The 26,431-nt window shown below is 65.6% G+C and carries 26 protein-coding genes; 16 read left to right on the top strand and 10 right to left on the bottom strand.

What is annotated here, in order from left to right; all coding sequences use genetic code 11:
* Positions 1-141 precede the first annotated feature (141 nt).
* Positions 142-1,632: a glucose-6-phosphate isomerase gene (gene pgi, locus C8J47_RS02070; protein WP_121884242.1), complete on the bottom strand. Its 1,491-nt coding sequence runs from the start codon at positions 1,630-1,632 to the stop codon at positions 142-144.
* Between the two features lie 125 nt (positions 1,633-1,757).
* Here pgi and lepB point away from each other — a divergent pair, with 125 nt between their 5' ends.
* The 3 genes from lepB to era all read left to right on the top strand — a co-directional run bounded on the left by lepB (position 1,758) and on the right by era (position 4,414).
* Entirely contained in the window at positions 1,758-2,567 is an 810-nt protein-coding gene (lepB, locus tag C8J47_RS02075; RefSeq protein WP_121884243.1) for a signal peptidase I, read from the top strand.
* Complete coding sequence (rnc, locus tag C8J47_RS02080) at positions 2,522-3,226, top strand: ribonuclease III (RefSeq protein ID WP_404969247.1); 705 nt, start codon at positions 2,522-2,524, stop codon at positions 3,224-3,226. Before lepB ends, rnc begins: the two co-directional genes overlap by 46 nt.
* Before the next feature lie 264 nt (positions 3,227-3,490).
* Positions 3,491-4,414, top strand: a complete 924-nt coding sequence (gene era / locus C8J47_RS02085) for a GTPase Era (protein ID WP_259467312.1) — start codon at positions 3,491-3,493, stop codon at positions 4,412-4,414.
* A 73-nt stretch (positions 4,415-4,487) separates the two neighbouring features.
* On the opposite strand, the gene C8J47_RS02090 is transcribed toward era, so the two are convergent.
* Positions 4,488-5,186: an NAD-dependent deacylase gene (locus C8J47_RS02090; RefSeq protein ID WP_121884244.1), complete on the bottom strand. Its 699-nt coding sequence runs from the start codon at positions 5,184-5,186 to the stop codon at positions 4,488-4,490.
* A gap of 217 nt (positions 5,187-5,403) precedes the next feature.
* Here C8J47_RS02090 and C8J47_RS02095 point away from each other — a divergent pair, with 217 nt between their 5' ends.
* Positions 5,404-6,198: a hypothetical protein gene (locus C8J47_RS02095; RefSeq protein WP_183128992.1), complete on the top strand. Its 795-nt coding sequence runs from the start codon at positions 5,404-5,406 to the stop codon at positions 6,196-6,198.
* Between the two features lie 488 nt (positions 6,199-6,686).
* On the opposite strand, the gene C8J47_RS02100 is transcribed toward C8J47_RS02095, so the two are convergent.
* Positions 6,687-6,905 (bottom strand): hypothetical protein, encoded by a 219-nt coding sequence (locus C8J47_RS02100; protein WP_121884245.1) that lies wholly within the window; start codon positions 6,903-6,905, stop codon positions 6,687-6,689.
* Between the two features lie 197 nt (positions 6,906-7,102).
* On the opposite strand from C8J47_RS02100, the gene C8J47_RS02105 reads away from it, so the two are divergent.
* The 3 genes from C8J47_RS02105 (at position 7,103) to C8J47_RS02115 (ending at position 9,855) form a co-directional block, all read left to right on the top strand.
* The gene (locus tag C8J47_RS02105; protein ID WP_121884246.1) at positions 7,103-8,620 is read left to right on the top strand and encodes a fumarate hydratase; all 1,518 of its coding nucleotides are present in this window, start codon (positions 7,103-7,105) and stop codon (positions 8,618-8,620) included.
* 44 nt (positions 8,621-8,664) lie between these two features.
* Positions 8,665-9,291, top strand: coding sequence for a hypothetical protein (locus C8J47_RS02110; RefSeq protein WP_259467313.1), 627 nt, complete (start codon positions 8,665-8,667; stop codon positions 9,289-9,291).
* A 69-nt stretch (positions 9,292-9,360) separates the two neighbouring features.
* Positions 9,361-9,855 (top strand): DUF2501 domain-containing protein, encoded by a 495-nt coding sequence (locus C8J47_RS02115; protein WP_056051766.1) that lies wholly within the window; start codon positions 9,361-9,363, stop codon positions 9,853-9,855.
* A gap of 818 nt (positions 9,856-10,673) precedes the next feature.
* Here the strand turns inward: C8J47_RS02115 and C8J47_RS02120 are convergent.
* The gene (locus C8J47_RS02120; RefSeq protein WP_259467314.1) at positions 10,674-11,258 is read right to left on the bottom strand and encodes a hypothetical protein; all 585 of its coding nucleotides are present in this window, start codon (positions 11,256-11,258) and stop codon (positions 10,674-10,676) included.
* 112 nt (positions 11,259-11,370) lie between these two features.
* Between C8J47_RS02120 and C8J47_RS02125 the strand changes: the two genes are divergently transcribed.
* Positions 11,371-11,748, top strand: coding sequence for a PRC-barrel domain-containing protein (locus tag C8J47_RS02125; RefSeq protein ID WP_056051762.1), 378 nt, complete (start codon positions 11,371-11,373; stop codon positions 11,746-11,748).
* Positions 11,749-11,756: 8 nt separating this feature from the next.
* Here C8J47_RS02125 and C8J47_RS02130 read toward each other — a convergent pair whose 3' ends face one another.
* Together C8J47_RS02130 and uvrB are read right to left on the bottom strand one after the other, a co-directional pair.
* Positions 11,757-13,106, bottom strand: coding sequence for a PQQ-dependent sugar dehydrogenase (locus tag C8J47_RS02130; protein WP_147454263.1), 1,350 nt, complete (start codon positions 13,104-13,106; stop codon positions 11,757-11,759).
* Positions 13,107-13,373: 267 nt separating this feature from the next.
* The gene (gene uvrB / locus C8J47_RS02140) at positions 13,374-15,572 is read right to left on the bottom strand and encodes an excinuclease ABC subunit UvrB (protein WP_121884250.1); all 2,199 of its coding nucleotides are present in this window, start codon (positions 15,570-15,572) and stop codon (positions 13,374-13,376) included.
* Positions 15,573-15,738: 166 nt separating this feature from the next.
* Between uvrB and C8J47_RS02145 the strand changes: the two genes are divergently transcribed.
* Both C8J47_RS02145 and C8J47_RS02150 read left to right on the top strand, forming a co-directional pair.
* A complete protein-coding gene (locus C8J47_RS02145; RefSeq protein WP_107963158.1) occupies positions 15,739-16,569 on the top strand; it encodes a ferredoxin--NADP reductase in 831 nt (276 codons plus the stop codon).
* Positions 16,570-16,739: 170 nt separating this feature from the next.
* The gene (locus C8J47_RS02150) at positions 16,740-17,126 is read left to right on the top strand and encodes a VOC family protein (RefSeq protein ID WP_121884251.1); all 387 of its coding nucleotides are present in this window, start codon (positions 16,740-16,742) and stop codon (positions 17,124-17,126) included.
* A 274-nt stretch (positions 17,127-17,400) separates the two neighbouring features.
* Here C8J47_RS02150 and C8J47_RS02155 read toward each other — a convergent pair whose 3' ends face one another.
* A complete protein-coding gene (locus tag C8J47_RS02155; protein ID WP_404969236.1) occupies positions 17,401-18,573 on the bottom strand; it encodes an MBL fold metallo-hydrolase in 1,173 nt (390 codons plus the stop codon).
* A 110-nt stretch (positions 18,574-18,683) separates the two neighbouring features.
* Here C8J47_RS02155 and C8J47_RS02160 point away from each other — a divergent pair, with 110 nt between their 5' ends.
* Positions 18,684-20,264: an amidase gene (locus C8J47_RS02160; RefSeq protein ID WP_121884252.1), complete on the top strand. Its 1,581-nt coding sequence runs from the start codon at positions 18,684-18,686 to the stop codon at positions 20,262-20,264.
* 172 nt (positions 20,265-20,436) lie between these two features.
* Here C8J47_RS02160 and C8J47_RS02165 read toward each other — a convergent pair whose 3' ends face one another.
* Together C8J47_RS02165 and C8J47_RS02170 are read right to left on the bottom strand one after the other, a co-directional pair.
* Positions 20,437-20,826, bottom strand: coding sequence for a DUF4345 domain-containing protein (locus C8J47_RS02165; RefSeq protein ID WP_121884253.1), 390 nt, complete (start codon positions 20,824-20,826; stop codon positions 20,437-20,439).
* The gene (locus C8J47_RS02170) at positions 20,823-21,281 is read right to left on the bottom strand and encodes a DUF2721 domain-containing protein (protein ID WP_056053043.1); all 459 of its coding nucleotides are present in this window, start codon (positions 21,279-21,281) and stop codon (positions 20,823-20,825) included. Before C8J47_RS02170 ends, C8J47_RS02165 begins: the two co-directional genes overlap by 4 nt.
* 93 nt (positions 21,282-21,374) lie before the next feature.
* On the opposite strand from C8J47_RS02170, the gene C8J47_RS02175 reads away from it, so the two are divergent.
* Complete coding sequence (locus tag C8J47_RS02175; protein WP_121884254.1) at positions 21,375-22,472, top strand: GNAT family N-acetyltransferase; 1,098 nt, start codon at positions 21,375-21,377, stop codon at positions 22,470-22,472.
* Between the two features lie 12 nt (positions 22,473-22,484).
* On the opposite strand, the gene trmB is transcribed toward C8J47_RS02175, so the two are convergent.
* Positions 22,485-23,165 carry a tRNA (guanosine(46)-N7)-methyltransferase TrmB gene (gene trmB / locus C8J47_RS02180; RefSeq protein WP_121884255.1) on the bottom strand — a complete coding sequence of 227 codons (681 nt, stop codon included), beginning with the start codon at positions 23,163-23,165 and terminating at the stop codon, positions 22,485-22,487.
* Between the two features lie 65 nt (positions 23,166-23,230).
* Here trmB and C8J47_RS02185 point away from each other — a divergent pair, with 65 nt between their 5' ends.
* The 4 genes from C8J47_RS02185 to C8J47_RS02200 all read left to right on the top strand — a co-directional run bounded on the left by C8J47_RS02185 (position 23,231) and on the right by C8J47_RS02200 (position 26,260).
* The gene (locus C8J47_RS02185; RefSeq protein ID WP_121884256.1) at positions 23,231-24,055 is read left to right on the top strand and encodes a formate/nitrite transporter family protein; all 825 of its coding nucleotides are present in this window, start codon (positions 23,231-23,233) and stop codon (positions 24,053-24,055) included.
* A complete protein-coding gene (locus C8J47_RS02190; RefSeq protein ID WP_121884257.1) occupies positions 24,055-24,687 on the top strand; it encodes a phosphatase PAP2 family protein in 633 nt (210 codons plus the stop codon). Before C8J47_RS02185 ends, C8J47_RS02190 begins: the two co-directional genes overlap by 1 nt.
* Positions 24,688-24,778: 91 nt before the next feature.
* Complete coding sequence (locus C8J47_RS02195; protein ID WP_060526497.1) at positions 24,779-25,063, top strand: hypothetical protein; 285 nt, start codon at positions 24,779-24,781, stop codon at positions 25,061-25,063.
* A 117-nt stretch (positions 25,064-25,180) separates the two neighbouring features.
* Positions 25,181-26,260, top strand: a complete 1,080-nt coding sequence (locus C8J47_RS02200) for an AI-2E family transporter (protein ID WP_121884258.1) — start codon at positions 25,181-25,183, stop codon at positions 26,258-26,260.
* The last annotated feature ends 171 nt before the right edge of the window (positions 26,261-26,431 follow it).

Below are 26,431 nucleotides of genomic sequence, written 5' to 3' on the forward strand. Positions count from 1 at the left end.
ACCCCGGCGAAGGCCGGGGCCCAATTGGAAAGGTGGTTTTTAATAAACCGCGGTTCGCCCAATTGGGCCTTGGCCCTCGCCGGGGTGGAGTAGCTGAGGGCAACTTCAGAAAAAGGGGGGGGGCCGCCCTCCCCAAAAATCTCACCCAAAGGCGCGCTTGATCAGGTCGCCCGTCGAAGGATCGAACGTCTGTCCGCCCTTCTCCGCCGCCTTCGCCATTTCCTTGCCCAGCTCCACCCCGAACTGGTCGAACGAATTAATCCCCAGCAGCACCCCGTTCACGAACACTCGGTGCTCATAAAACGCGATCAGCGCCCCCAACGTCCGCGCATCCAGATCGTCCAGCAGCAACGTCGAAGACGGCCGATCACCCGAATAGCTCCGCGCCGGATCCTCGACCTGCTTGCCCGCCATCAGCGCAGCCCCCTGCGCGAATGCGTTCAGCAACAGCGCCCGGTGGTGCTCCTCGGGCAGCGTGTCACCTGGCTCGATCACCGCGATGAACTCGACCGGCACGAGATGCGTGCCCTGGTGCAGCAACTGGAACACCGCATGCTGCGCCTCGGTGCCGACGCCACCCCAGGTGATCGCCGCCGAAGGACGCCCGAGCGGCTGGCCGTCGACCGTCACCGACTTGCCGTTCGACTCCATCTCCAACTGCTGGAGATAGCTCGGCAGCAACCGCAGCCGCTCGTCATACGCGAACGGTGCGCGCGTCTCGGCATGGCGGATCTGCGTGTAATACAGGTCGGCGAACGCCGCGAGCGCCGGCGCGTTCTCGTGCAGCGCGGCGAGGCGGAAATGCCGGTCCATCTCGGCCGCACCCTCGAGCAGTTCCTCGAACTTGTCCCACCCGAGCGCGATCGCCGCCGGAAAACCGATTGTCGACCACAGTGAATATCGCCCGCCGACGCTTTCCGCGAACGGCAGGATGCGCGTTTCGTCGACGCCCCATTCCATCGCCTTCTCGGGCGACGCGGTCAGCGCGATCACGCGGCCATAGGGATCCTCGACATTATGCTCGGTCATCCACTGCAGCACGCTTTCGGCGTTCATCAGCGTCTCGGTCGTCGTGAACGTCTTCGACGCAACCACCAGCAACGTCGCCGCCGGATCGAACTTCGCGAACACGTCCTCCAGCGCCACACCGTCGACGTTGGCGACGATCGCCACGTCGTAGCGCTTATCGTCACGCCCCAGCGCATCGACCAGCAACTGCGGCCCCAGCGCCGAGCCACCGATCCCGACGTGCAGGATATGCCGCACCGGCCCGAGCGCCTCGGCCTCGATCGCATCGATCAGCGTCCGCATCCGCTGGTGGCTAGCCTGGGCGATTGCGACGCTTTCGGGCTTGCCCTCGCCGCGCTCGGCGGTGTGCTCGACCGCGCGGCCTTCGGTAACATTGACGATCGCGCCCGAGAACATCGCCTGGCGCTTGCCGGCCAGATCCTGCGCCTTCGCCATTTCCTCGAACGCCGTGACCATGTCCGTCGTCAGATGCGTTTTCGACCAGTCGAAGTGGATGCCTGCAACGTCGAGGCTCAGCTTCGAGAGTCGCTCCGAGTCTGCTGCGAACAGGTCGGTCAGCTTGGTGGCGGGCAGGGCTTCGATCTTGGACCAGTCGGCGGTCATGCTACTTCTCCGAATAGACGTGCGCGCCGGTCATGCTGCAAGCGCGAGACCGCGACAACGCTCTTTCGGTGACACGTATCCCGCACACGCTTGACGATAGGCGCGGTCTGCGCAAACCCGCGCACATGGCAAATGACGTGAAGACCAAACCCGTACGTTCCGAAACGAGCGAAACGTTCCGCTTCCTGCTCAAGCTGGCCGTGGTCGTGCTGATCCTGCGCAGCTTCATCTTCGCGCCGTTCAGCATCCCATCCGAATCGATGCTGCCCCGGCTGCTGATCGGCGACTATCTCTTCGTGTCGAAGTGGAACTACGGCTATTCGCGCTGGTCGCTCCCCGCGGGCATCCCGCTTATCCCCGGTCGCATCTTCGGCAGCACCCCCACCCGCGGCGACGTCGTCGTCTTCCGCGCACCCGAAGTGCTCGACCATGACGTCATCAAGCGCGTCATCGGCCTCCCCGGCGAGACCATCCAGATGCGGCAGGGCACCGTCTACCTCAACGGCAAGGCGATCCCGAAGCTCCGCATCGCCGACTTCACGATCCCGCTGACCGAGAATTTCAACGCCGAGAAATGCGGCGCGCCGTTCGTTGATGTCGTCGCAAACGTCCAGATCTGCCGCTACCCCCGCTTCCGCGAAACGCTTCCCGGCGGCCGCAGCTATGAAGTCCTGGACCAGGCCGAACTCCCTGATCGCGACGACACCGGGCTCTACACGATCCCCGCCGGCCACATCTTCGTTATGGGCGACAACCGCGACGACAGCGGCGACAGCCGGTTCCCCGCGCCGCAGGGCATGGGCTACGTCCCGCTCGAGAACGTCGAGGGCAAGGCCGTCGTCAACTTCTTCTCGACCGACGGCGATGCCGAATGGCTGAAGCCGTGGACCTGGGTCAGTGCCGCGCGCTGGAGCCGTATCGGGGAAGGCTTTTGAGCGACCTCGCCAATTGGCTGAAGACGCTCTTCGGCCGCGCACCGACCAACCTCGCCCCGTATGAACGCGCCCTCACGCACGGCAGCCAGGCCGCGGCGAACTACGAGCGTCTCGAGTTCCTCGGCGACCGCGTCCTCGGCCTGATCATCGCCGAGTGGCTGTACGAACTGTTCGCGACCGACCCCGAAGGCTCGCTGTCGAAGCGCCTCAATGCGCTGGTCACCGGCCCCGTCTGCGCGGACGTAGCACGAGAACTCGGCGTCCGCGCGCACCTCAAGCTCGGCAAGCAGGCCCGCGACGACGGCGCCAGCGACAGCGACAACGTGCTCGGCGACGTGATGGAGGCGCTGATCGGCGCCTGGTATCAGGAAGCCGGCCTCGACGCCGCGCGCGCGTTCGTCCGCGGCGCCTGGGGCGACCGCGTCCAGGCCGGCGCGAAGGCCCCGCAACACCCCAAGTCCGCGCTCCAGGAATGGGCCGCCGCCCACAATCGCAAGCCCCCCGAATACACCATCGTCGAACGCACCGGCCCCGGCCACGCCCCCAAATTCACGATGCTCGTCTCGGTCGGCAAACTCGCCGAAGCCACCGCAACCGGCTCCAGCAAACAGGAAGCCGAAACCGCTGCGGCCAAGGCGTTGCTGGAGAAGCTCTGCTGAGAAGAATGGTTCACGCGGAGCCGCGGAGGCGGTGCGATTGGAAATCCGGCCTTGCCCCGAACGCCTCCGAGATAATCGGCGGTGCATGATCGCAGATGGCGCGAGTCCCATCCACACCATCTCCGCGCCTCCGCGTGAACCAATTCTCTTTCTTAAACTGCGGACCGGGCGACGACGGGCAAGGCCGCAGTTTGGCGGGAATGACGCGAGGGCGTTTTGTCTGTATGACCGCCCCCGAATATCCCGATGCCGAAAAGAGCCTAAGTGACCGAACCTACCACGCCTGAAATTTCCAATCCCAAGCGTTGCGGCCTAGTCGCGATCGTCGGTGCGCCGAACGCGGGCAAGTCGACGCTCGTCAACGCGCTCGTCGGCCAGAAGGTCGCGATCGTCAGCCCCAAGGCGCAGACGACGCGCGCGAAGCTGATGGGCGTCGCGATCGAAGGCGATACGCAGATCCTGCTCGTCGACACGCCCGGCATCTTCGAGCCCAAGCGCCGCTTCGACCGCGCGATGGTCGCCGCCGCCTGGGGCGGCGCGGAGGGCTCCGACATCATCGCGCTGGTGGTCGACGCGAAGGGCGGCATCGGCGGCAAGGTCACCACGATCGTCGAGTCGCTGGTCGGCCGCACCGAGCCGATCTGGCTGATCCTCAACAAGGTCGATCTCGCCGACAAGACCAAGCTGCTGATCCACGCCGAGAAACTGAATGCGCTGCTCCCGTTCGCCGAGACCTTCTTCATCAGCGCGGGTACCGGCGACGGCCTCGCGCACTTCAAGACCGAGCTCGCCAAGGCGATGCCCGAAGGCCCGTGGCACTACCCCGAGGATCAGGTGTCCGACTCGACCGAACGCGCACTGGCGTCCGAAGTCACGCGCGAGCAGCTGTACCTCCAGCTCCACGCCGAGCTGCCGTACGCAAGTACGATCGAGACCGAGCAGTATATCGAACGCCAGGACGGCTCGTTGGAGATCCACCAGCAGATCCTCGTCGAACGCCCCACCCAGCGCGCGATCGTGCTCGGCAAGGGCGGCGTCCGCATCAAGGAAATCGGCGCCCGCTCCCGGATCGAACTCGCCTCGATCACCGGCAAGCCCGTCCATCTCTACCTGCACGTGAAGGTCAAACCCGGCTGGGACGAAGACCGCGAAGTCTACCGCGACATGGGCCTCGACTGGGTCGACTGACCTCAACCGGGACAATGTTCCCCCGCGAAGGCGGGGGTCCAGTCTGGGCCCCCGCCTTCGCGGGGGAACAAGCTTAGGACAGCACCTCCTCCACCCAAGCCGGCACCAGCACGCCCGCCGCACCGATCCGCGTCTGCTCGAAGAACACGCTTCCCATTGACGGATCAAGGTTCAGCTCCAGCGTCCGCGCGCCATGATACGCCGCGGTCTGCACGAACCCCGCCGCCGGATACACCGCGCCCGAAGTCCCGATCGAAACGAACAGATCGGCCTTCGCCAACGCCGCCTCGATCCGCTCCATCTGGTACGGCATCTCGCCAAAGAACACGATGTCCGGCCGCAACGCCGCCGACCCGCACGCGCCGCACACCGACCCTTCAGGCAACGCCCCCGTCCAGGGCTCGCGCGCCCCACAAACGGCACACAGCGCCGACAACAACTCGCCATGCATATGCAGCATCCGCGTCGCCCCCGCCCGCTCGTGCAAATCGTCGACATTCTGCGTGACGATCAGCAGCTCGCCCTCCCAAGCCGCATCCAGCCGCGCCAGCGCGTGGTGCGCGGCGTTAGGCTCGACCCCCGCCAGAGCCGCGCGCCGCAGATCATAGAACCGGTGCACCAGTTCCGGGTCCGCCGCGAGCGCCTCGGGCGTGCACACGTCTTCGACACGGTGCCCCTCCCACAAGCCGCCCGGCCCGCGAAACGTCGCGATCCCGCTCTCCGCCGAGATGCCCGCGCCCGTCAGGACGACGATGTTTCTGATATCCTGCATCGGCACATTCTAGGCGGGGCAGCGACGCGCGGAAAGCCGAAGTCGGCCTGCCGCCGCCGAAATGGCCTTCCGGTTGCCCGCCCGCCCTGTCCATGCGATGCGACCGATTGCCCCTTCCGGCGTTGAGGTACATCGACCATATCATCATGGCCGTCTGCGAATCGATCGCCGGTGCCGTCTCGGCGCTACGCTTTGATATTGTGAAGGATTTACTGCGATGTTGACGAAAAAGCTGATGCTGCTGGGCGGTGTGATCGCGGTCCTCGGCGGCTGCGGGCAGACGACTTCGACGGACTCGAACACCTCGACCGCAAACATTGCCATGGGCAACACCAGCGCCGCGGCGAGCGCGACTCCGGCGGTCAACCGTGTCCGCGGCGTCATCACCGCGATCGGCACCGATGCGCTGACCGTCCAGACCTATGACGGCAAGTCGGCCACCGTGCCTCTCGACGCCAAGACCAAGTTCGCGTGGGTGGTGAAGTCCGACCTGTCGACGCTCAAGGACGGCGACTTCATCGGCACCGCGACGACCGGTCCCGACGACGCGCTGCGCGCGGTCGAACTGGTCATCTTCCCCGAGGCGATGCGCGGCACTGGCGAGGGTCATTATCCCTGGGACGTCCCCGGCGCGGTCGCGGCTGCAGGCGGCGGCACGAACGGGTCCAGCGCGATGACCAACGGCACCGTCGATGGCCAGAGTGCGATGACCAACGGCACGGTCGATGGCCAGAGCGCAATGACGAACGGCACGGTCGATCAGCAGAGCGGCATGACCAACGGCACCGTCACCGGTGGCGCAGGCAAGCCCGGCGAGACCAAGCTGAGTATCTCGTACAAGGGCGGCAAGGCACAGGTCGTCGTCCCCGTGGGCACGCCGATCGTCCGGTTCGAGCCGGCCGAGCGCACCGTCCTCGCCAAGGGCCAGAAGCTGTTCGCGATCACCTCGACCGATGCTTCCGGCGCCAAATCGGTTGCGGTCGGCAAGGACGGCCTGACCCCGCCGATGTAATCGCCCCGACGCACTATGCGTCCCGGCAGTGATGCAGGGTTGCTGGCAATGAAAGCGGGCTGGAATGATCGCAGGGTCATTCCAGCCCGCTCTCGTTTCATACGGTAAGTCTGCCGTGTGCGTGTTGCAGCGCGCATCCGGTCATGACCTCGTCCAGACGTTGGCTGCTTTCCCCGCGCGACCGACGACCAAAAAAACGGCCCGGCGGGAGATCCACCGAGCCGCCGAGGGTCCGTCTAGGGAGCTTCACTTCGCCTTGACGTTGCGACTTTGTAATCCACATCGCTGCGATGGGAATACGCTGACCTATTGATCGGCGACGAGACGCCTTAAAAACAAGACGAGATTTTGGACGGTCAAGTAAAGGGAAAAGCCGTTAGCAAACATTGCTTGCGCAACGACTTAAAACTCCCCCGGTATGGGGGAGTAATATTTTCAACTCTGCGAAAAGCCAGCGATCGTCTTGCCCCGCTCGCTGACCGATGCGATTATTGGGCGTTCGTCGTACCATTCGACAGCTCGGCATTGCCGAGATCGGTATCATTAGCGGTATCGATGCCATCGACCGCGGAGAAGTTTGCATCCGACTCTTCGACCACCGTGTTCGTCTCGACCGAGCTCGTGTTGGTCGTATCGGCAGTCTTGTTGCAGGCAGCGAGGCCAAGGCCGAGGACTGCAAGTATCGGTACGAATGCGATCTTCTTCATGGATAATCTCCGTGTTGATCCGGGCCGAGCGTCGTGTTGCTGTGTGCAACAGCGTGTTTCGGTAGCAAAGGCTACAAGGGACCGACATCGTGCGCAATACCCTATCGACGGGATGGGATATCGACTGAGCCCGCGCGCTTCCTCCGCGTCGCGAAGGCCGTTAAGATGCGCATACATCTGTATCTCAAAGGCGCTGCATGACCGTCATCACCGAAGCCGACCTGATCGAAAGCGTCGCCGACGCGCTCCAGTTCATCAGCTACTACCACCCAATGGATTACATCCGCGCACTGGGCGTCGCGTACGAGGCCGAGCAGAGCCCCGCGGCCAAGGATGCGATCGCGCAGATCCTCACCAACAGCCGGATGTGCGCGGAGGGCCACCGTCCGATCTGCCAGGATACCGGCATCGTCACGATCTTCGTCAAATGGGGCCAGGATTGCCGCCTCGACTCGACCCGCTCCTTGCAGGAAGTCGTCGATGAAGGCGTCCGGAAAGCCTATCTCAATCCCGAGAACAAGCTGCGCGCGTCGATCCTCGCCGACCCCGCCTTCACGCGTCGGAACACCAAGGACAACACGCCGAGCGTGATGCATGTCGACATGGTGCCCGGCAACACCGTCTCGATCGACGTCGCGGCGAAGGGCGGCGGCAGCGAGAACAAGTCGAAGTTCAAGATGATGAACCCAAGCGATTCGATTGTCGACTGGGTGCTCGAGATGATCCCGCAGATGGGTGCGGGCTGGTGCCCGCCGGGGATGCTCGGCATCGGCATCGGCGGCACCGCGGAAAAGTCGATGATCCTCGCCAAGCAGTCGCTGATGGGCTCGATCGATATGGCGCAGCTGAAAGCGCGCGGCCCGAAGAACGACATCGAAGCGCTGCGGATCGAGATCTACGACAAGGTCAACGCGCTGGGCATCGGCGCGCAAGGCTTGGGCGGGTTGTCCACGATCCTCGACGTCAAGATCTTCGACTGGCCGACGCACGCCGCGTCGAAGCCGGTCGCGATGATCCCGAACTGCGCCGCCACGCGCCACGCGCATTTCGTCCTCGACGGCTCGGGCCCGGTGTATCTGGAGGCGCCCAAGCTCGAGGAATGGCCCGACGTCAACTGGATGCCCGACAAGGCCGCGATCAGCGTCGATCTCGACACGCTGACGCCCGAAGTCGTGCAGACGTGGAAGCACGGCGACCGCCTGCTGCTCAACGGCAAGATGCTGACCGGGCGCGATGCGGCGCACAAGCGGATCAAGGACATGCTCGATGCGGGCGAGCCGCTGCCGGTCGATTTCAGGGGTCGCGTGATCTATTACGTCGGCCCGGTCGATCCGGTCGGCGAGGAAGTCGTCGGACCTGCTGGTCCCACCACGGCGACGCGGATGGACAAGTTCACGCGGATGATGCTCGATCAGGGCCTGCTGGCGATGGTCGGCAAGGCGGAACGCGGGGGCGATGCGACCAAGGCGATTGCCGAGGCCAAGTCCGCGTATCTGATGGCGGTCGGCGGGGCGGCGTATCTGGTCGCGCGCGCGATCAAGGGATCGAAGGTCGTCGGCTTCGCGGATCTCGGGATGGAAGCGATCTACGAGTTCGAGGTCAGCGACTTCCCGGTGACCGTCGCGGTCGATTCCGCAGGCGAGAACGTCCACCAGCTCGCACCTCTGGTCTGGCGTGAGAAGATCGCTCGCGAAGGGTTGCTCACGCCGGCATGACGACCCGCGCACGCAGAAGGGGGCGGGGGCCCGTCCGGTGGGTCGTGGCCATCTTCCTTCTGCTTGCCGTCGCAGTCGTCTACGCGCCGCAGTTGCTGGCGTTTCCGCATGAGCAGCGGATCGGCACCGTCACCGTCTATGCCGAGCGCCCGATCGATCCGCGGATCGGCAGCAAACTGGCGCGCGCGGAAGGGTTGCTGCGCGCCAGTCCGATCTACACCGGCCCGCTCGATCGCTCGCTGTTCCTGACGGACGGTGGCTGGCGCTGGCGCCTTCTGGCGATCCAGTCGCCGGGTGCCTTTGCATTCCGCCGGCCCTTCAGTTCGGCGATCGTCTTTAACCGCAGCGACATCCCCGCGGATCGCGTGACGAACGGTCGTGCGATCGGCGGTATCCGGACGCTGTCCGGGGTGATCGCGCACGAGTCGACGCACATCATGATCGCCAACCATCTTGGCGAAGTACGTAGCGCGATGCTCCCGACCTGGCAGCAGGAGGGGTATGCGGATCATGTTGCGCTCGAGAGCAGCCTGACGGACGCGGAGGCCGCGCGCCTTCGCAAGACCGATCCGGCCGCGACGGCACTGGTATATTACGATGCCCGCCGACGGGTGGCGGCGGCGTTGAGCGCCAAGCGCGGATCCGTCGACGCGTTCTTTGCGGGCGGCTGAGCGAAGCCGAGCTCGGAACGCACCCCGGCCAGTCCTGTTGGTAACACGACCTTATCGGAGCTCCGTATCATGCCCAAGACCGCAATCGCCCTCGTCGCAGCCTTCGCCCTCGCGACCTCCGCATCGGCCCAGACCAGCGCACCCGAGTCGGCGTCGACGCAAAACGGTCTTGGCGGTCTGGGTGGACTTGGCGGCCTCGGTGGCCTGCTCGGTGGTGCGTTGCCGAGCGTCGGATCGATCGGTGCCGGGAACGCGGCTGGCCTGCTCGGGTATTGCCTGAAGAACAATCTGCTCGGGCAGGGTGGTGCGCTTGGCGCGCTGACCGGTGGGCGGAATGCACCGCGAGCGGGCAGCACCACGAAAGCTCCGGCGACCGGCGCGCAATCGATCCTCCAGCGACTGACGGGACGACAGGGTGTGCAGACGTCGCCGGGCTATGCCGCCGGACAAGACGGCGAAGTGCAGGCGCCGAACGGGCAGGCGTTTTCGCTCGACGATCTCGGCGGGCAGGTGAAGACGCGGATGTGCAGCATCGTTCTCAATCGGGCGAAGTCGTTCCTGTAGGGGGCAGTTACGGACCAAGGGCGGGGCGCGGGCAACACGCGTAGCAGGTCGAGCTGCCTGCATCAGCAGCCCACTCGGTCCCGCCTACGTCCCGTCATCCTGACGAAAGTCAGGATCCAGAGTAACCACAGGATCCAGAGTAACCAAATGCAGCCCTTTGCGACCCTGGATCCTGACTTTCGTCAGGATGACGGCGCAGGGGGAGGGCGCACTTGTGACGCTTCGGCTGCTGCAGCGTTGGCCCTATGCACGTTTGATTGCCTCGTCCTCGACCGTAAAGCGGAACACAGGAGATGACCGGTGGGGAGGGAAAGCGAGCACCCGCTCGCCCGTGCCTGCCAATATCGTCAGCTAGGCGCAGTGGGGGCGGCTTCGAAGACGGCGGCATCGTTAGCTCACGCAATGTCGTAAACGGCGCCTGGATCGACCACCACCGCCAACCCACCACCCCACAAACGAAAAGAGGCTGCCGGATCGTCTCCCGACGACCCGACAACCTCCTGACATGGTCAGCGGCCGGAGAGCTCCAGCCCGGAGGACCATGCGTACCGCCTATCCTATGGACCACGTGTTGACTGGGAGAGGATACTCCCCACGCGGACCGGCGGACTTAGCGGTGCGTCCCCCGAACGAACCGAACCGAACTCACTGCTGAACCATGAGACATCGGATCACCTCCTTTCGCTTGTTGAAACAACGCGGCCAAGCCTGACCGCAACGCCAATGTGTGCCGACCGCGGCTGCGATACAAGCCTTGTTTTACGGAAGTTTTCGGGCAATCCTGTGCGACTGCCAGCCAGCCGGTGACCCGATCGAAGTTAGCCGCGGCAATCCTCGGTGACGCGCTCGATCTCGGCCCAGGCGGGCACCACGAGCGGTGGCAGTCCGGCCTGCTGCACGACGAACCGCCCGCGACTGAACCCCATCGCCTCCAGCAACGAATCGTTCGGCGTCAGCGCGGCCGCGACATAGGGCGGCGTGCCCCCGGTCGGCTGGACGGACACGGCGCGCGTCACGCTGGACGTGCGGATCGTCAGCGGCGTCGCGGTGCTCCCCGCGCGCGACAGATAGATCGCGCGCGCAGCCGTATCGCAGCGTAGCGTCAGCGACGCATCGGCATTGGCCGGCCCGAACAACGCGATCGAACCACGCGCATCGCGGCGATACACCCACGTCCCCGGCGAATACGGCCAGTCGCGCCAATCGGCGGCGATCGGTACCGGGCGCGGCGCCGGCGCGGGGGGCCGCGTCACGGTGCGCGGCGGAGGCGGCGGTGCTTCGGCTCGCGGCGGCGGGACACAGCCGGCGATCGACGCGAGCGTTGCCAGGCCGGCGAGTCGCGCCAGGACGCGGGGGCTGGCAAGCGATCGCAAGCCGACGAGGGAAGAGGACGGAGTGCGCATCGGATCGCTATGCGGCACGCCCGGCGGTCGCTCAAGTACGACGAAGCGCGCTAGCCGGGAACCGCCGCACGGTGATACCGGTTCAGCGACGGAAGAAATCAGGAGAATGTCCATGTCCGATACCGCCGCCCAGACGCCGACCCAGCTGCTCGTCCAGTCGAACATCTCCGGCACGATGAAGGTCGAGAGCCGCGACGGCGACAATGTCGGTTCGGTCCACGCGTTCATGGTCCACAAGGGCACCGGCCGCGTCACCCACGCCGTCCTCAGTCTCGGCGGCTTCCTTGGCATGGGCAAGAGCTTCTACCCGCTGCCGTTCTCGCTGCTCCAGTTCGACGCGGTCCGCGACCTCTACGTCGTCACGATCGACAAGCGCGTTCTCGAAGGCGGCCCAAGCTGGGCCAACAACGCACCGGTGTTCGACCAGGCCTATGCGGACCGCGTCGCCAGCTATTACGGGTCGAGCAGCGAGGATCTCGTCGTCGGCTAAGTTCTGCGCTACCCTTGGTCGATGCTGAGGATTTCGCCGTCGTCGTCGACGATATAGGCCTGACCATCGCTCGCGACGCCGAACGAAACCGGGCGATCGATCGTGCCCTGATCCGGGGCAAAATCCTCGTTGCGCCGCTCCAGCATCGGCCCCTCGATCGTCCCGGCACGGCGCAGTGAATCGGCAGGCGTCGTAAACAGGGCGCCGTTGCGATCGGCGAAGACATAGACGCCCGACAGCGAGGCGATCGTTGGCGAGCCGACAAATCCGCCGACGATCGCTTGGCCGAAGCGCGTGCCGCCGGTGTGCGGATATTGGATCGACGGGTCTACGACATCGGCCGGAGGGGTGCCTCGGACGATCTTGGTCCCTTCCTTGAACGGCCATCCGAAATTCGTCACGGGTGCGCCGAGCGGCAGGAAGTCGACCTCTTCGGCGACATCCTGTCCGCTGTCGGCGATCAGCAGGCCACCGCTGTAATACGCGCCGCCGTTCGGATTTCGCAGGCCCTTCGCGATAGCCGAAACCAGGAAGAACTGCGGAGAGGCTCCGGCATAGGGGTCCGGATTGTTCGTCACGCGAAGGATCTTCCCCAATCTTGACGATGAGTCCTGCGCGCTGCCAGCCGGGTCGCCGGCGCCACCGGCATCGCCCGTCGCGATGATCAGGTTGCCGGCGTCGTAGCCCAGCCAACCCCCGCCGGGATATTGGGGTGCGGACACTGCCAGCAGCGGACCGCTATTATCCGGGACAGTCGGCCCCGCTTGGTTGCGGAGATAGCGCTGAACGATCAGGAACCCGTTGGGGTTCGTGAACATCACGTGGAAGATGCCGGTGGTGGCAAACGTCGGCGCAACCGCCAGTGCGATCATCCCGCGGTCGCCGGTTCCGACATTGGCGACCTGATAGAACAACGTCCGCGCACCGGTCTGCGGGTTCAGATCGTAAATCGCGCCGGATCGTTCCGCGACCAGCATCCGCGTGGCACTCAGGCTGGCGATCGCGACGGGGTGGATGAAACCGGTCGCGACACGGTGGACGGCGATCCCCTCCTTGCTGTTCGTCACGGTGACCTGGAGTGCGATCGTGGTGCTCGCCTGACCGTCGCTCGCAGTCAGCTGGACCAGATAGACGTTGTTTCCGTCGAGGTCGGTCGGCAGTTCGAAATTCGGCGGTGCCACGAAGCCGAGCTGGCCGGTTCCGTTCAGCGTGAACTTCGCGGCATCCGCGCCGCCGCTGATCGCGTAGGCGACCGGGGCGCCCTCGGGATCGGTTGCCGCGACCTGATAGACGGTGGTCGTCGTATTCTCGACCACGCTGACGGCATTGGCCGATGTGAAGACCGGGGGGGCGTTCACGGGAGCGGGGGTCGGCGTCGGGGCCGTGGGCGGAACGGTCGGCGAACTTGCAGAATCGCTACCCCCGCAGGCCGTCAGCAGTAAGGCCGCGATCGGCGCCGTGATCGCGGCAACTGCAGCCCACGGACGCGATGCGCCGCGCGAACGCGCGACGGCTTTGATGGTAGCGATAATCGTTACTCCCCAGAACCCGGCCCCCGCCGGATCAGCGACGCTACCGTGGATCCGTGCGGACGCCAAGGGGCGGGGCGACCGAAGTTCGACCGATTATCGCGACCGCGATCCCCCCATCCGCATCTTCTGGCTCTTGCCGTAGCGCGTCTTTCGCGTGCCGGGCTTGCCCTCGTTCGAGCGGCCCATGACCGGCGCCTTCTGCTGGTCGACCGGCAGGCCGAGTTCCTCGTTCTCCAGCTGTCGGATTTCGTCGCGCAGGCGCCCGGCGGTCTCGAACTCCAGATCCGACGCAGCCTTGCGCATCTGCTTTTCGAGGTCCTCGATGTACGCGCGCAGGTTGTGGCCGACCATGTGCGGGCGGTCCTCGTCGATCGGGATCGTCACCTGATCCTGGCTCGCGACATGCGCGATGATGTCACCGATGTTGCGGCGGATCGTCGTCGGGGTGATGCCGTGCTCGGTGTTGTACGCGACCTGCTTCTCGCGGCGGCGCGAGGTTTCGTTCATCGCGCGTTCCATCGATCCGGTGACGCGGTCGGCATACAGGATCACGCGGCCATCGACGTTGCGTGCTGCGCGACCGATCGTCTGGATTAGCGACGTCTCGGAGCGCAGGAAGCCCTCCTTGTCCGCATCGAGGATCGCGACCAGCCCGCACTCGGGGATGTCCAATCCCTCGCGCAACAGGTTGATGCCGATCAGCACGTCGTAGACGCCCAGACGGAGATCTCTGATAAGTTCGATGCGTTCCAGCGTCTCGACGTCGCTGTGCATGTAGCGGACTTTTATGCCCGCTTCGTGCATGTATTCGGTCAGATCTTCGGCCATCCGCTTGGTCAGCGTGGTGACTAGGGTGCGGTAGCCGAGCGCGGTCGTTTTGCCGACCTCGACGATCAGGTCCTGGACCTGTTCCTCGACCGGCTTGATCTCGACGGGCGGATCGATCAGCCCGGTCGGGCGGATGACCTGTTCGGCGAACACGCCGCCGGTCTGTTCCATCTCCCAGCTGCCGGGAGTCGCCGAGACATAGGTCGTCGGCGGCCGCATCGCGTCCCATTCGTTGAAGCGCAACGGGCGGTTGTCGATCGCCGATGGCAGGCGGAAGCCGTATTCGGCGAGCGTCAGTTTGCGACGATGATCGCCGCGCGACATGCCGTTGATCTGGCCGATCGTGACGTGGCTCTCGTCGACGAACAGCAGCGCGTTGTCGGGCAGGTATTCGAACAAAGTGGGTGGCGGCTCGCCCGGCATGCGGCCGGTGAGGAAGCGGCTGTAATTCTCGATCCCCGCGCAGGAGCCGGTCGCGGCGATCATTTCCAGATCGAAGTTAGTGCGCTGCTCCAGGCGCTGCGCCTCCAACAGCTTGCCCTCCAGCACCAGCTCCTTCAGCCGCTCGGCGAGCTCGTGCTTGATCGCCTCGCCCGCCTGCTTGAGCGTCGGGCCGGGCGTCACGTAATGCGAATTCGCGTACACGCGCACCGAGTTCAGCGATGCGACCTTCTTGCCGGTCAGTGGATCGAACTCGATGATCTCCTCGATATCGTCGCCGAAGAACGAGATGCGCCACGCGCTGTCCTCGTAATGCGACGGGAAGATCTCGAGCGTGTCGCCCTTCACGCGGAAATTGCCGCGCTGGAACGCGGCGTCGTTGCGCTTGTACTGGAGCGCGACGAGCTTTCGCACGATCTCGCGCTGGTCGACCGTCGTGCCCTTCTTGAGGTCGAAGATCATCGCCGAATAGGTCTCGACCGAGCCGATGCCGTACAGGCACGACACCGACGCGACGATGATCACGTCGTCGCGTTCGAGCAGCGCGCGGGTGGCGGAATGGCGCATCCGGTCGATCGACTCGTTGGTCGAGGATTCCTTCTCGATGTACGTGTCCGAGCGCGCGACATACGCCTCGGGCTGGTAATAATCGTAATAGCTGACGAAATATTCGACCGCGTTGTCGGGGAAGAACGATTTCATCTCGCCATACAGCTGCGCGGCCAGGATCTTGTTCGGCGCGAGGATCAGGGCAGGGCGCTGGACGCGGTTGATGACGCTGGCCATCGTGAAGGTCTTGCCCGAGCCGGTGACGCCAAGCAGCACCTGGTCCTTCTCGCCTTCGCCGATCGCGGAGACGAGTTCAGCGATCGCGGTAGGCTGGTCGCCCGCCGGTTCGTATTCGCTGACGAGGTTGAATCGCTTGCCGCCCTCGACCTTGTCGGGGCGCGCGGTCGGGCGGTGCGGGACGAAGCTTTCGCCGGTTTCGGGCTCGGCGAGACTGGTGCGGATCTGAATGGCCATCGAGGGGGAATATGGGGAACATGGCCTGAGTCGGCAACGGCCGCGGGACCCGTTTGGCCGATGCCAAGTTTAGCTGTTGTTGACCCGTCCGGCTCACGCCCATAATGCGACCGTTTCGCAAGCCATCGATCCGCCAGCGTCCGCGCGTAGGCCAAGGAATAGACGCATGACCGCCCCGACCGTCGAAGCAACCCGCGCGCCCGCGCTGATCCCCGAGACCCCCGCGTTCCTGAACGCCAAGGTGCTGTGGGTGCGTCACTGGAACGAACATCTGTTCAGTTTCGCAATCGAGCGGCCATCCACTTTCCGCTTCCGGTCGGGCGAGTTCGTGATGATCGGTTTGCCGCAGGAAGGCGGCAAGCCGATCATGCGCGCCTATTCGATCGCGTCCCCGCATTATTCGGAAGAGCTCGAGTTCCTGTCGATCAAGGTCGAGGATGGCCCGCTGACCTCGAAGCTCCAGCTGATCCAGCCCGGCGACGAAGTGTATCTCGGCAAGAAGCCGACCGGCACGCTGGTGCTCGACGCGCTGTTGCCGGGGAAGCGGTTGTTCATGTTCTCGACCGGCACCGGCCTCGCGCCGTTCCTCAGCCTGATGCGCGATCCCGACGTGTATGCCGCGTACGAGCAGGTGATCGTCGTGCACAGCGTGCGTCGCGTGAGCGACTTGGCGTATCATGACGAGATGGTCGGGCTGCTGGCGGAGGATCCGCTGATCGCCGACGAGGCGCAGACGCAGTTCCACTACATCCCGACCGTGACGCGCGAGCCGTTCCGCACCACGCGGCGGATCGGTGCGCTGATCGAGGACGCGTCGCTGTTCGGCCATCCGGTCCGCGGCGAGCAGAAGCTCAACCCCGAGACCGACCGTGCGATGCTGTGCGGCTCGACCGAAATGATCAAGGAATTCGCGGTGATGCTCGAGGCGAATGGCTTCGAGGAGGGCGCGAATTCGAAGCCGGGTACGTTCGTGATCGAGCGCGCCTTCGTCGGCTGACTCTCCGTCATCCTGACGAAAGTCAGGATCCAGAGCCCCAAGCGGTTTCGATCGTGGCCCTGGATCCTGGATCAAGTCCAGGATGACGGTTTGGACGGATGGCAGTATGCGGATGGATTGTCTCCGCGGCTGAACCCGTCGATAGGCCTCTACCAACTTAGGAGAGACCCATGATCGGTTACGCGACGCTCGGCACCAACGACATCGACGCCGCACTGGCGTTTTACGACGCGCTGTTCGCGACGGTGGGCGGCAAGCGCCTGATGCAAATGCCCGACGCCCGCCAGTTGACCTTCTACGGCGCGGGCCCCGACAAGCCGATGCTTGTGATCGGCAAGCCCTATGACGGCGCGGCTGCGACCGCGGGCAACGGCACGATGGTCGCGCTAGCAGCGGATTCGCGCGAGCAGGTCGACCAGGTCTACGCCAAGGCGATCGAACTCGGCGGCGCGGACGAAGGCGCTGCCGGCACGCGCGGACCCGAGGAAATGGGTTTCTACGGCGCATATTTCCGCGATCCCGACGGCAACAAGCTCTGCGTGTTCAAGATGGGGTGAGGTGCGTGCACGATTGAGGGAAATACCACCCCGGCGAAGGCCGGGGCCCAATTGGAAAGGTGGCAGTAACGAGGGGCTGTCCACCGTTAGCAGCCTTCCCCAATTGGGCCCCGGCCTTCGCCGGGGTGGTTGGATAGGGGGGCCGGCGTTACGCTTCTCTCTCGTTGTTCTACCGCGAAGGCGGGAGCCCAGTCTGGGTCCCCGCCTTCGCGGGGAAACAGGCTTACTCGCTCGAAGAGAATACCTGCCGAATAGCTCCGGGGTGACGGGAAATTTAGCGCAGAGCCCGAACCGTCGGCGTATCGAGACACTTGAGCAACGCCGCCCGCGGCATAGGCGTAACCGCCGCCGGCTTCACATACCCCGCAACCTCCGTCGGCCGCCCGATCGCCACGGGCGCGAACCCAGTCTGCCCCGTACACCGCATCGCCGCCGCCAGCAGTTTCGGCGGCGTATCATACCCCTCGAACGACAGCCGGAACGTCCCCCAGTGAATCGGGATCGCGTGCGCCGCGCCGAGCCGGCGATAGACCTCGACCGCGTCGACCGGTCCGATATGGCTGCCCGACTCCATCTGCCCGTCGACGAACCGGAACGCACCGACCGGGATCAGCGCCAGCCGAACCGGCCCGAGCGCCGCCGCTTCGACCGGCCACCGGCCGTCGCCCATCCCGGTATCGCCCGCAAAGAACACGTTCCCGCCCGGCAGCGTCACGACGAAACTCGACCACAAGGCGCGGTTGCGATCGGTGAACCAGCGGCTGCCCCAATGATGGTTTCGCGTCACGGTGACGGAAACGCCGGGCTTGATCGCCACTCGCTGCCCCCAGTCGAGCGCGGTCGCCTCCGCACCGGTCTGGCCGATCACGCTGTCGTTGCCCAAACTCGTGACGATCCGCGGCCGATCGCGCTCCCACAGCCGCTGCAGCGTCGCCTTGTCGAGATGATCGTAGTGATTGTGGCTGACCAGCACGACGTCGATCTTCGGCAGCGCATCGAACGCGATCCCCGGCTCGGCGACACGACGCGGGCCCGTGCCCAGCGGCCCGGCCTTCTCCGCCCAGACCGGATCGGTGAGGATGTTGAGCCCCTGCGTCTGGATCAGCACGCTCGCATGGCCGACCCACGTCACGACCATCCGCTCGCCCTCGACGCGGGCGGGCGGAGCGATGCGGTTCACTGCGACCGATTTCGGCCACGCAGGCCGCCCATCGCTGCCCGTGAAATAGCGCCAGAAGAAGCTCGCGCGACCGCCACCGGCCGGCTGGATCTGCTGCGTGTCGGCGTCGTTGTCGGGATTGGCGAAGTGCGCGCCATCGAAATGGCCGGTCGCTGGTCCGCGGTAGTAGATGCGGTCGAGGAAGCGTGGGACGATCGTCACCGCCAGCGCGACGACCACGACCGCCAGCAGTACGACGCCTCCGACGATCTTCAACACCAGACGCACGCCATTCCCCTATCCGTTGCTGGTCCGTAACGCATCGTGTCGAGCATCGTTCAGACCGCTTGGCGCAGGCCCGCAACCCCGATAGCCTCGCGCCAAAGGGGATTCGCAAAATGCGTAAGTTTATCATCGGGCTATTGCTCGCAACCGCCGTTCCAGCCGTCGCGAGCGCAAAGACGGTCGCGGTCGAGGAACAGTCGATCGACCAGCTCCAGGCGGCTATGAAGTCCGGCAAGGCGAGCAGCGTCGACCTCGTCCGCGCCTATCTCGCACGGATCGCGGCCATGGACCGCAAGGGCCCCACTCTCCGCGCCGTCATCGCGCTCAACCCCGACGCGCTGGCGCAGGCCAGGGCGCTCGACGTCGAACGCAAGGCCGGGCGCATCCGTGGGCCCCTCCACGGCGTGCCGGTGCTGATCAAGGACAATGTCGAGACCGCCGATGCGATGCCGACGACGGCCGGCAGCCTCGCGCTGAAGGACAATCTCACACGTCGCGATGCGCCCGTGGTCGCGCAACTCCGCGCGGCGGGGGCGGTGATCCTGGGGAAGACCAACCTCAGCGAATGGGCGAACATCCGCTCAACCCGGTCGATGAGCGGCTGGAGTGCGGTCGGCGGCTTGGTCAAGAATCCCTACGCGCTCGACCGGACCGCGTGTGGATCGTCGAGCGGCTCGGGCGCGGCGATCGCGGCGAGCTTCGCGGCGGCGGCGATCGGCACGGAGACCGATGGCTCGGTGGTGTGTCCGTCGTCGCTCAACGGGCTGGTCGGGTTGAAGCCGACGCTGGGCCTCGTGAGCCGCACGCATGTCGTGCCGATCAGCCACAGCCAGGATACGCCGGGGCCGATGGCGCGGAGTGTGCGCGACGTCGCGACGCTGTTCTCGGCGATGATCGCGGCCGATCCTGCCGATGCCGCGACCGCGGGGGCAGGGGCTTACAAGCGCGACTATGCGGCCGGGCTGTCGACCAGCGCGCTGTCGGGTCTGCGCATCGGCGTGATCCGGCCCGAGATGACCGCGGACCTTGCCGCGAAATACCAGGCCTCGCTCGATGTGCTCAAGGCGGCGGGCGCGGTGCTGGTCGAGGTCAAGCAGCCCAAGCTCGATGGGCTCGGCGAGGCGGAACTCGTCGTGCTCCAGACCGAGTTGAAGGCCGATCTCGACACTTATCTCGCGACCACGCCAGCGGCGGTCGGCACGCGGACGCTCGATCAGGTCATCGCGTTCAACACCGCCAACGCAGGCACCGAAATGCCCTTCTTCGCGCAGGAGACGTTCGAGGCTGCGGCGAAGACCAAGGGGTTGAACGATCCGGCGTACAAGGCAGCGCGCGCGAAATCGCTGCGGCTGGCGGGCGCGGAGGGGATCGATGCGATGCTCAAGGCGGCGGGCGCGAGCGTCCTGGTCGAGCCGACCTACGGCCCCGCGTGGCTGAGCGAGCCTGTGTACGGCGATCAATACGGTGGCCCGAGTTCGAGCGGACTGCCGGCGGTGGCGGGCTATCCGAACCTGACCGTGCCGATGGGGCTGGTCCGCGGACTGCCCGTCGGGCTGTCGTTCATCGCGACGAAGTATGGCGACGCAGCGGTTCTCGGTGCCGGCTATGCGTATGAGCAGAAAGCGAAGACGCGGGTCGCGCCACGGTATCTTCCGACCGCCGATGTCGGTCCGGGCCTTGATGCTGCTCGCTAGTATGACCCGGCCGGTCTGCTGGCAACCAGACCGCGATGCCCCATACGTCCCGTCATCCTGACGAAAGCCAGGATCCAGAGCCAGGAGCTCCGTACTGCGTGACCCTGGATCCTGACTTTCGTCAGGATGACGGTGGATGGGACGATGTGCCCCGGAGGGGGTGGGGGAGGCGTCAGTCAGCCCGCTTCGCGAAATTCCACTGCCAGAGCATCAGCAGCGGCACGACGACCGTCTCCATCGCCAGCCCGAGCACGTGGCCCTGCGACGGCACGCCCACCGCCAGCAGCGAAATCCCGCGCGACAGTCCGCCGATGAAGATCAGCCCGCCAAGCAGCCGAAACCGCGGCCCCTTGCGCTCGATCGCCGGAATGCAGCTCAAAAACCCCAACCCGGTCGCAAAAAAGATCCCCGAGATATACCGGAAATGGCTGTCCAGATCGCGCGGCACATCGCTCAGATGCCCGAACGGGGCCGGCCCGTGCAGCACGCCTTGGCCGCCGACGATCAGCGGCAACAGGCACGCGACCGCGATCACCGCCTGCAATATGCGTTTCTCGATCACAACAGGTCCTTCAGCAATTCAGGCCGGATCCGGAAGGCTCTCAACGACATTCTGACCTCGAAGATGAAGGAGACCAAGGCCGCGATCAGCAGGATCATCGCGAGAATGAAACAGAGCGCGACCGCCGTACCGAAATGAAGCTTGGCGAGTTCGGCGATGAACAGCAGCGCGATCAGCACGCAGGTCATGATCGCGCTTGACACCGCCAGGAACAGCGCCGCGTTGATGATCGTCATCCGACGGTCGAGCAACCGCAGTTCCCAGCCGTAGCGGGTCCGATCGGCGGCCGAGAAATTGGGGTGCAGCTGCTCCAGTTTTCGCGCGCGGTCGATCACGCGGGACAGCCGCCCGGCCAGCACGTTGAGCAACTGGCCGATGCCCGCGAGCATGAACACGGGCGCGAGCGAGAGCTGGATCGTCTGGGCGATGGTCGAAATGGCGGGGATCGTCGGCATGACGGCCACCATGCTGGGGAACGTCGCCGATTGCAAAAGGGCCGGCCGCAAAAGAGCATGCAATCGTAACCTTCTCCGCGGTATCGACGGCGAATGTCCAAGCCGATGCTTCTGGCCGACTTCGTCCGGCTGCCGCCGATCGTGCGCAGCGACGTGGTCGAGGGGCTGGCCGCCGCGATCGACAGCGTGGCGGAACGAGGCGCGCCGAGCCATCGCTTCCTCCGCTTCGGCTGGTACGCCGCCGCGCTCGCCGCCTATGGCGGGCAGGCCCGCACGCTGGTCGTCGAACAGGACGATGCGCCGGTGCTGACGCTGCCGTTCGTCCCGCGTGGCCCGCCCGCGTTGGGGATCGCGGCGATCCCCGGATGCTACTGGCCGTTCCGCAGCTTCGGCCTCGCGCTCGAACATGGCGACGCCGCGCTGAAGACCGCGCTGTCGACGCTGTCCGCGCACATCAACGGCCTGCGCATCGGCCCGGTCTATGACGATGATTTCGCCGCCACCGCGCTGATCGCCACCGCCCGCGCAAACGGCTGGGTGGTGATCGATCGCCCGATCGGCGAGAGCTGGTCGCTGGATCTCCACCCGGTCGTCGATGGGAAGCCCTGGCCGCGCCGTTCGACGCAGCGCAAGAACCGCTTCCACGAAAAACATCTTGCCGACCATGGTGCGCTCGAGTGGCGGTTCCTGTCGGGCGGCGATTGGCCTGCCGCGTTCGAAGCGCTCGGCACGATCGAGGAGAGCAGCTGGATCGCGCATGCAACCGATCGCACGGGCATGAAATTCACGCGCGACGGTCACCTCGCCTTCTGGCAGGCCGCCGTCGCCGACCCGGTCCTGGCCGCGATGTTCCGCGCGGCGCTGCTCGGCGTCGATGGCAAGCCCGCCGCCTTCTCGTTCGACATCGACACCGGCGACCTGTTGTATGCGATCGCGAACAGCTATGATCCGCGCTTCGCCAAGCATTCGCCCGGCAAGCTTCTCTACTGGCGCAATATCGCCGCCGCGCTCGCGCATGGCACGCGCCGGATCGATTGGGGGGCGGGCGACAGCGGCTACAAGCGCGTGATCGGCGCGCGGGTCGACGCCCCGATCCGCGACTGGCTGCTGCTCAGGCCGGGGTTACCCTCGCTCGCCGGTCGCGCGTTCGGTTGGCTCTGGCGCCGCAGCGGGCATCACACCCGCAGCTAGCGCCCGCGCGGATCACACCCGCAGGTAGCGATAATACCAGACCTCGTGCCCCTGCCGCCGCGCTTTCCGCTCGTACCGCGTCTCGGGCCAGTCGTCGGGACGAGTCAGGAAGTCGTGCGGGGTGTTTGCCTGCCATTCGAAATCGCGGCGGGCGTTCATGATCATCATCGACCACCGGCAATAGGTCGGGTCGTCGGTGCCGAGCCGGAATTCCGCGCCCGGCTTCAGCTTGGCGGCGATCGTGTCGAGCGGACCGTGATTGACCATGCGGCGCTTGGCGTGGCGTGCCTTCCGCCACGGATCGGGATGGAGCAGGTACAACCGATCGAGGCTCGCGTCGGGCAGACGCTCGATCACCTCGAGCGCATCGCCCATGTGCAACCGCACGTTGGTCAGTTCGCCATCGCGGATGTGCGCGAGCGCGCCGACGACACCGTTGAGAAACGGCTCGCAGCCGATGAACCCGACCTCCGGGTTCATCGCGGCCTGTCCCGCCAGATGCTCGCCCGCACCGAAGCCGATCTCGACATGGAGGGGGCGATCGTCCCCGAACAGCGTCATCGCGTCGATCAGCCCTTCTTCGGGCACCGACAGGTCGGCGAGCGTTTCCTCGACGAGCGCGGCCTGGCCGAGACGCAGCTTGTGGCCCTGGCGACGGCCATAGAGGCGGCGGATAACAGAAGGATCGTTCATCGCCGCGCGCTCTAGCGGGCGATTGCGCCGGAGCAAAGCATGACGCGAACCGTTGCACGCTCGTAATGGTCGACAACGCTTCTAATCCGCCCGGCGAAGACGTCGAGAACCTCAAGGCCGCCGATGCGCAGGACCTGCACAAGGCCGTGCGCGAGGCGGGCGAGGAGGAACTCGACCGCCCGGTGTCGTCGCTGTTCTTTTCGGGGCTTGCCGCGGGCATGGCGATCTCCAGTTCGCTGATCGCAGAGGGGGCGCTGCATCAGGCACTGCCGGACACGCCGTGGCGGACGATCATCGTGTCGCTCGGCTATCCGATCGGCTTTCTGGTCGTGATCCTAGGGCGGATGCAGTTGTTCACCGAGAGCACGATCAGCGCGATGCTGCCCCTGGTGACGAAGCCATCAGGCTGGGCGCTGAAGCGGACGCTGCGGCTGTGGGGCGTGGTGCTCCTCGCCAATCTGATCGGGACGGCGATTACCGGCGGTGCGATCGCGGCGGGGGTGCTCGGCAACAGCGAATTGCGCGGGGCGATGATCGAGGTATCGATGCGGATCACCGAGCTTTCGGCCTGGGCGACGTTCGTCAACGCGATTCCTGCCGGGTTCATGATCGCGATCCTCGCCTGGTCGCTGCCCAACGCGCGGCAACAGGCGTTCATGGTGATCTTCGCGATTACCTATGTCGTGGCGATCGGCGGGTTCAGCCATTCGATCGTCGGCTCGGACGAGGCCTTCCTGTTGCTGTTCTCCGGGCACACCGGCGTCTGGCAGGCGTTGGGCGCATTGATCCTGCCCGCGGTGCTCGGCAACTTGCTGGGCGGTGCGGGGTTGTTCGCCTTGCTCGCGCATGCACAGGTGCGCGGCGAGATGGACGGACAGGGCGAAAACTGATGGGCAAAACCAAGCAAGCCGCAAAGGCCGTCGAGAAGGCGGACCGAGACGCGACGCACAAAGCCGCCGAGCACCGCGATCAACCGCTGGTCAAGGCGACTGGATTCCTCGCCGAGATCGGCGACCAGCCGCAACTCGTGGCGACCTCGATCGGCACGGTCGTGATCGGCCTGATCGCGCGCAGGCCGGACGTGATCCGCGGCGGCGTGCGGATGCTGGCGGCGCATGCGGCGGCGACCTTCGTCAAGTCGGCGATCAAGGCGTCGGTCGATCGCACACGCCCCGAAAAGGCGATCGAGGACGGCAAGGCGCGGTTCGAACCGGGCAAGAGCGACGAGCATGAACAGACCTCGTTCCCGTCGGGACATACCGCCGGCGCGGTAGCGGTTGCGCGTGCCGTGGCGCGCGATATCGATGGGGCCGGGACACCCGCCGCATTGATCACCGGCGTGGTCGCCGTCGCGCAGCCGATCAATGGGAAGCACTATCTGTCCGACCTCGTCGTCGGCGCGGCCGTCGGCTGGATTGCCGAGGCGATGGTCAGCGCGGTGTTCGACCGGGTCGCACCGGTGATCGAAAACGTCGCCGCGGAAAAGCTGCCTTTGCTCGGCGCGCCTGTCGCTAACGCTTGATTAGCCATACTTTTTTCGCGGATGGCGGCGTTGCGTGGAACCGTTACGAGCCCGTGACGGTTTGCGACCTCAACACCAGAGGGAAGATACCATGAAGAAACTCGCCATCGCCACGTTGATCGCCGCCATCGCACTCCCGCTCGCAGCCTGCGGCGGCAAGGGCGACGACAAGCTCGGCAGCCAGGTCGAGAAGGCCGCGGACAACCGCGCCGATTCGCTCGACGCAGCCGCTGACAACCTCGAGGATCAGGCCAAGGCGGTTCGCAAGGACGGTGAGCGTCAGTCGGACGCGATCGACGATGCCGATGTTAACGCGCAGGCGATGCCACAGGCGCAGAAGGATGCGCTGGTCAACGGCAGCGAGAAGCTTCGCTGATAGCGCCGGCGCATAGCTGCGCCGAAAGCTGGGCCGTCCCTTGGTGAAGACCGGGGGGCGGCTTTTATTATAAAGGTGGCGGCGGATCGCGGTGCGGCGCTAGAAAAGGGGTAGGACATGATCGACAGGCGTCGGCTGGAAACGGGGGGCTTCATCGTCTTCCTGGTGGCGATCACGGTAGCGTTGTGCGTCGTCGTTTCGACCTTCGCGGTGGCGTTGCTTTGGAGCGGGCTGGCGGCGATCCTGTTCCAGTCGTTGTACCAGTGGCTGCTCAAACGTTGGCCGGGCCGCCGCAATCTGGCTGCGGCAATGACGCTGTTGATCATCTTCGTCGCGGTGATCGTGCCGACGCTCATCATCGGCAGCCTGATGATCGACCAGTCCGCCTCGGTCTACGCCAAGCTGCAAAGCGGGCAGATCAACTTCGGCGCGTATTTCCAGCAGATCCACGACGCGTTGCCGCGCCGGATCCAGGGTGCGCTCGACAAGGCCGGGCTCAACAGCTTCGAACAGGCACAGTCGCGCGTGTCGACGATCCTCGGCAACAGCGTCCGCTCGATCGCCGGGCAGGCGCTGTCGATCGGGCGCAACGCGGCAGCGTTCGTGCTGTCGTTCGGCATCGGGCTGTACGTGACGTTCTTCCTGCTGCGCGACGGCGACAAGGTGGGGCCGGCGATCCGGCGTGCGTTGCCGCTGGAGCATTCGGTGGCGATGACGCTGGTCGACAAGTTCGTCGCGGTGGTGCGCGCGACGATCAAGGGATCGGTGATCGTCGGTCTCGCGCAGGGCGCACTCGGCGCGGTGACGTTCTGGATCGTCGGGGTGCCGGCCGCGCTGCTGTGGGGGCTGTTGATGGCGCTGACGTCGCTGCTGCCGGCGTTGGGCCCCGCGCTCGTCTGGGTCCCGGTCGCGGTCTATCTGCTGGCGACCGGCGCGATCTGGCAGGGCGTGGTAGTCGTCGTCTCGGGCGTCGTGGTGATCGGTCTGGCCGACAATATCCTGCGCCCGATCCTGGTCGGGCGGGATACCGGCATCCCGGATTACATCGTGCTGGTGTCGACGCTCGGCGGGATCGAAGCGGTCGGGATCAGCGGCATCGTCGTCGGTCCGTTGGTCGCGGCGCTGTTCCTGACGGCGTGGCAGATTTTGACCGAGCAGCGGCATGCTCAGGTTACCGACGCCGTTCGTCCTGAGTAGCGGCTGAGCTTGTCGAAGGAAGGGTCGGCGTTCGTGACGCGTGCTTTAATACGAGCCTGGCCTTCGATAATCCCTCTCCCCTCGGGGAGAGGGAGGGGCCCGCACGGCGAAGCCGGGTGGGAGGGTGAGGGGGAGTGAGGCTCGGACCCTCTCCCCAACGCCCCTCACCCT

It is taken from the genome of Sphingomonas sp. PP-F2F-G114-C0414 (assembly GCF_003688595.1).
In the GTDB taxonomy this organism is placed as follows: domain Bacteria; phylum Pseudomonadota; class Alphaproteobacteria; order Sphingomonadales; family Sphingomonadaceae; genus Sphingomonas.

Coding starts and splice junctions, on each gene's coding strand:
- C8J47_RS02090 (WP_121884244.1), bottom strand. CDS start 5,186: ATGCAGGATATCAGAAACATCGTCGTCCTGACGGGCGCGGGCATCTCG.
- uvrB (WP_121884250.1), bottom strand. CDS start 15,572: ATGGCCATTCAGATCCGCACCAGTCTCGCCGAGCCCGAAACCGGCGAA.
- lepB (WP_121884243.1), top strand. CDS start 1,758: ATGGCAAATGACGTGAAGACCAAACCCGTACGTTCCGAAACGAGCGAA.
- C8J47_RS02120 (WP_259467314.1), bottom strand. CDS start 11,258: ATGCGCACTCCGTCCTCTTCCCTCGTCGGCTTGCGATCGCTTGCCAGC.
- trmB (WP_121884255.1), bottom strand. CDS start 23,165: ATGAACGATCCTTCTGTTATCCGCCGCCTCTATGGCCGTCGCCAGGGC.
- C8J47_RS02105 (WP_121884246.1), top strand. CDS start 7,103: ATGACCGTCATCACCGAAGCCGACCTGATCGAAAGCGTCGCCGACGCG.
- C8J47_RS02185 (WP_121884256.1), top strand. CDS start 23,231: ATGGTCGACAACGCTTCTAATCCGCCCGGCGAAGACGTCGAGAACCTC.
- C8J47_RS02150 (WP_121884251.1), top strand. CDS start 16,740: ATGATCGGTTACGCGACGCTCGGCACCAACGACATCGACGCCGCACTG.
- C8J47_RS02195 (WP_060526497.1), top strand. CDS start 24,779: ATGAAGAAACTCGCCATCGCCACGTTGATCGCCGCCATCGCACTCCCG.
- C8J47_RS02160 (WP_121884252.1), top strand. CDS start 18,684: ATGCGTAAGTTTATCATCGGGCTATTGCTCGCAACCGCCGTTCCAGCC.
- C8J47_RS02100 (WP_121884245.1), bottom strand. CDS start 6,905: ATGAAGAAGATCGCATTCGTACCGATACTTGCAGTCCTCGGCCTTGGC.
- C8J47_RS02190 (WP_121884257.1), top strand. CDS start 24,055: ATGGGCAAAACCAAGCAAGCCGCAAAGGCCGTCGAGAAGGCGGACCGA.
- C8J47_RS02170 (WP_056053043.1), bottom strand. CDS start 21,281: ATGCCGACGATCCCCGCCATTTCGACCATCGCCCAGACGATCCAGCTC.
- C8J47_RS02125 (WP_056051762.1), top strand. CDS start 11,371: ATGTCCGATACCGCCGCCCAGACGCCGACCCAGCTGCTCGTCCAGTCG.
- C8J47_RS02115 (WP_056051766.1), top strand. CDS start 9,361: ATGCCCAAGACCGCAATCGCCCTCGTCGCAGCCTTCGCCCTCGCGACC.
- C8J47_RS02200 (WP_121884258.1), top strand. CDS start 25,181: ATGATCGACAGGCGTCGGCTGGAAACGGGGGGCTTCATCGTCTTCCTG.
- C8J47_RS02145 (WP_107963158.1), top strand. CDS start 15,739: ATGACCGCCCCGACCGTCGAAGCAACCCGCGCGCCCGCGCTGATCCCC.
- C8J47_RS02175 (WP_121884254.1), top strand. CDS start 21,375: ATGTCCAAGCCGATGCTTCTGGCCGACTTCGTCCGGCTGCCGCCGATC.
- pgi (WP_121884242.1), bottom strand. CDS start 1,632: ATGACCGCCGACTGGTCCAAGATCGAAGCCCTGCCCGCCACCAAGCTG.
- C8J47_RS02095 (WP_183128992.1), top strand. CDS start 5,404: ATGTTGACGAAAAAGCTGATGCTGCTGGGCGGTGTGATCGCGGTCCTC.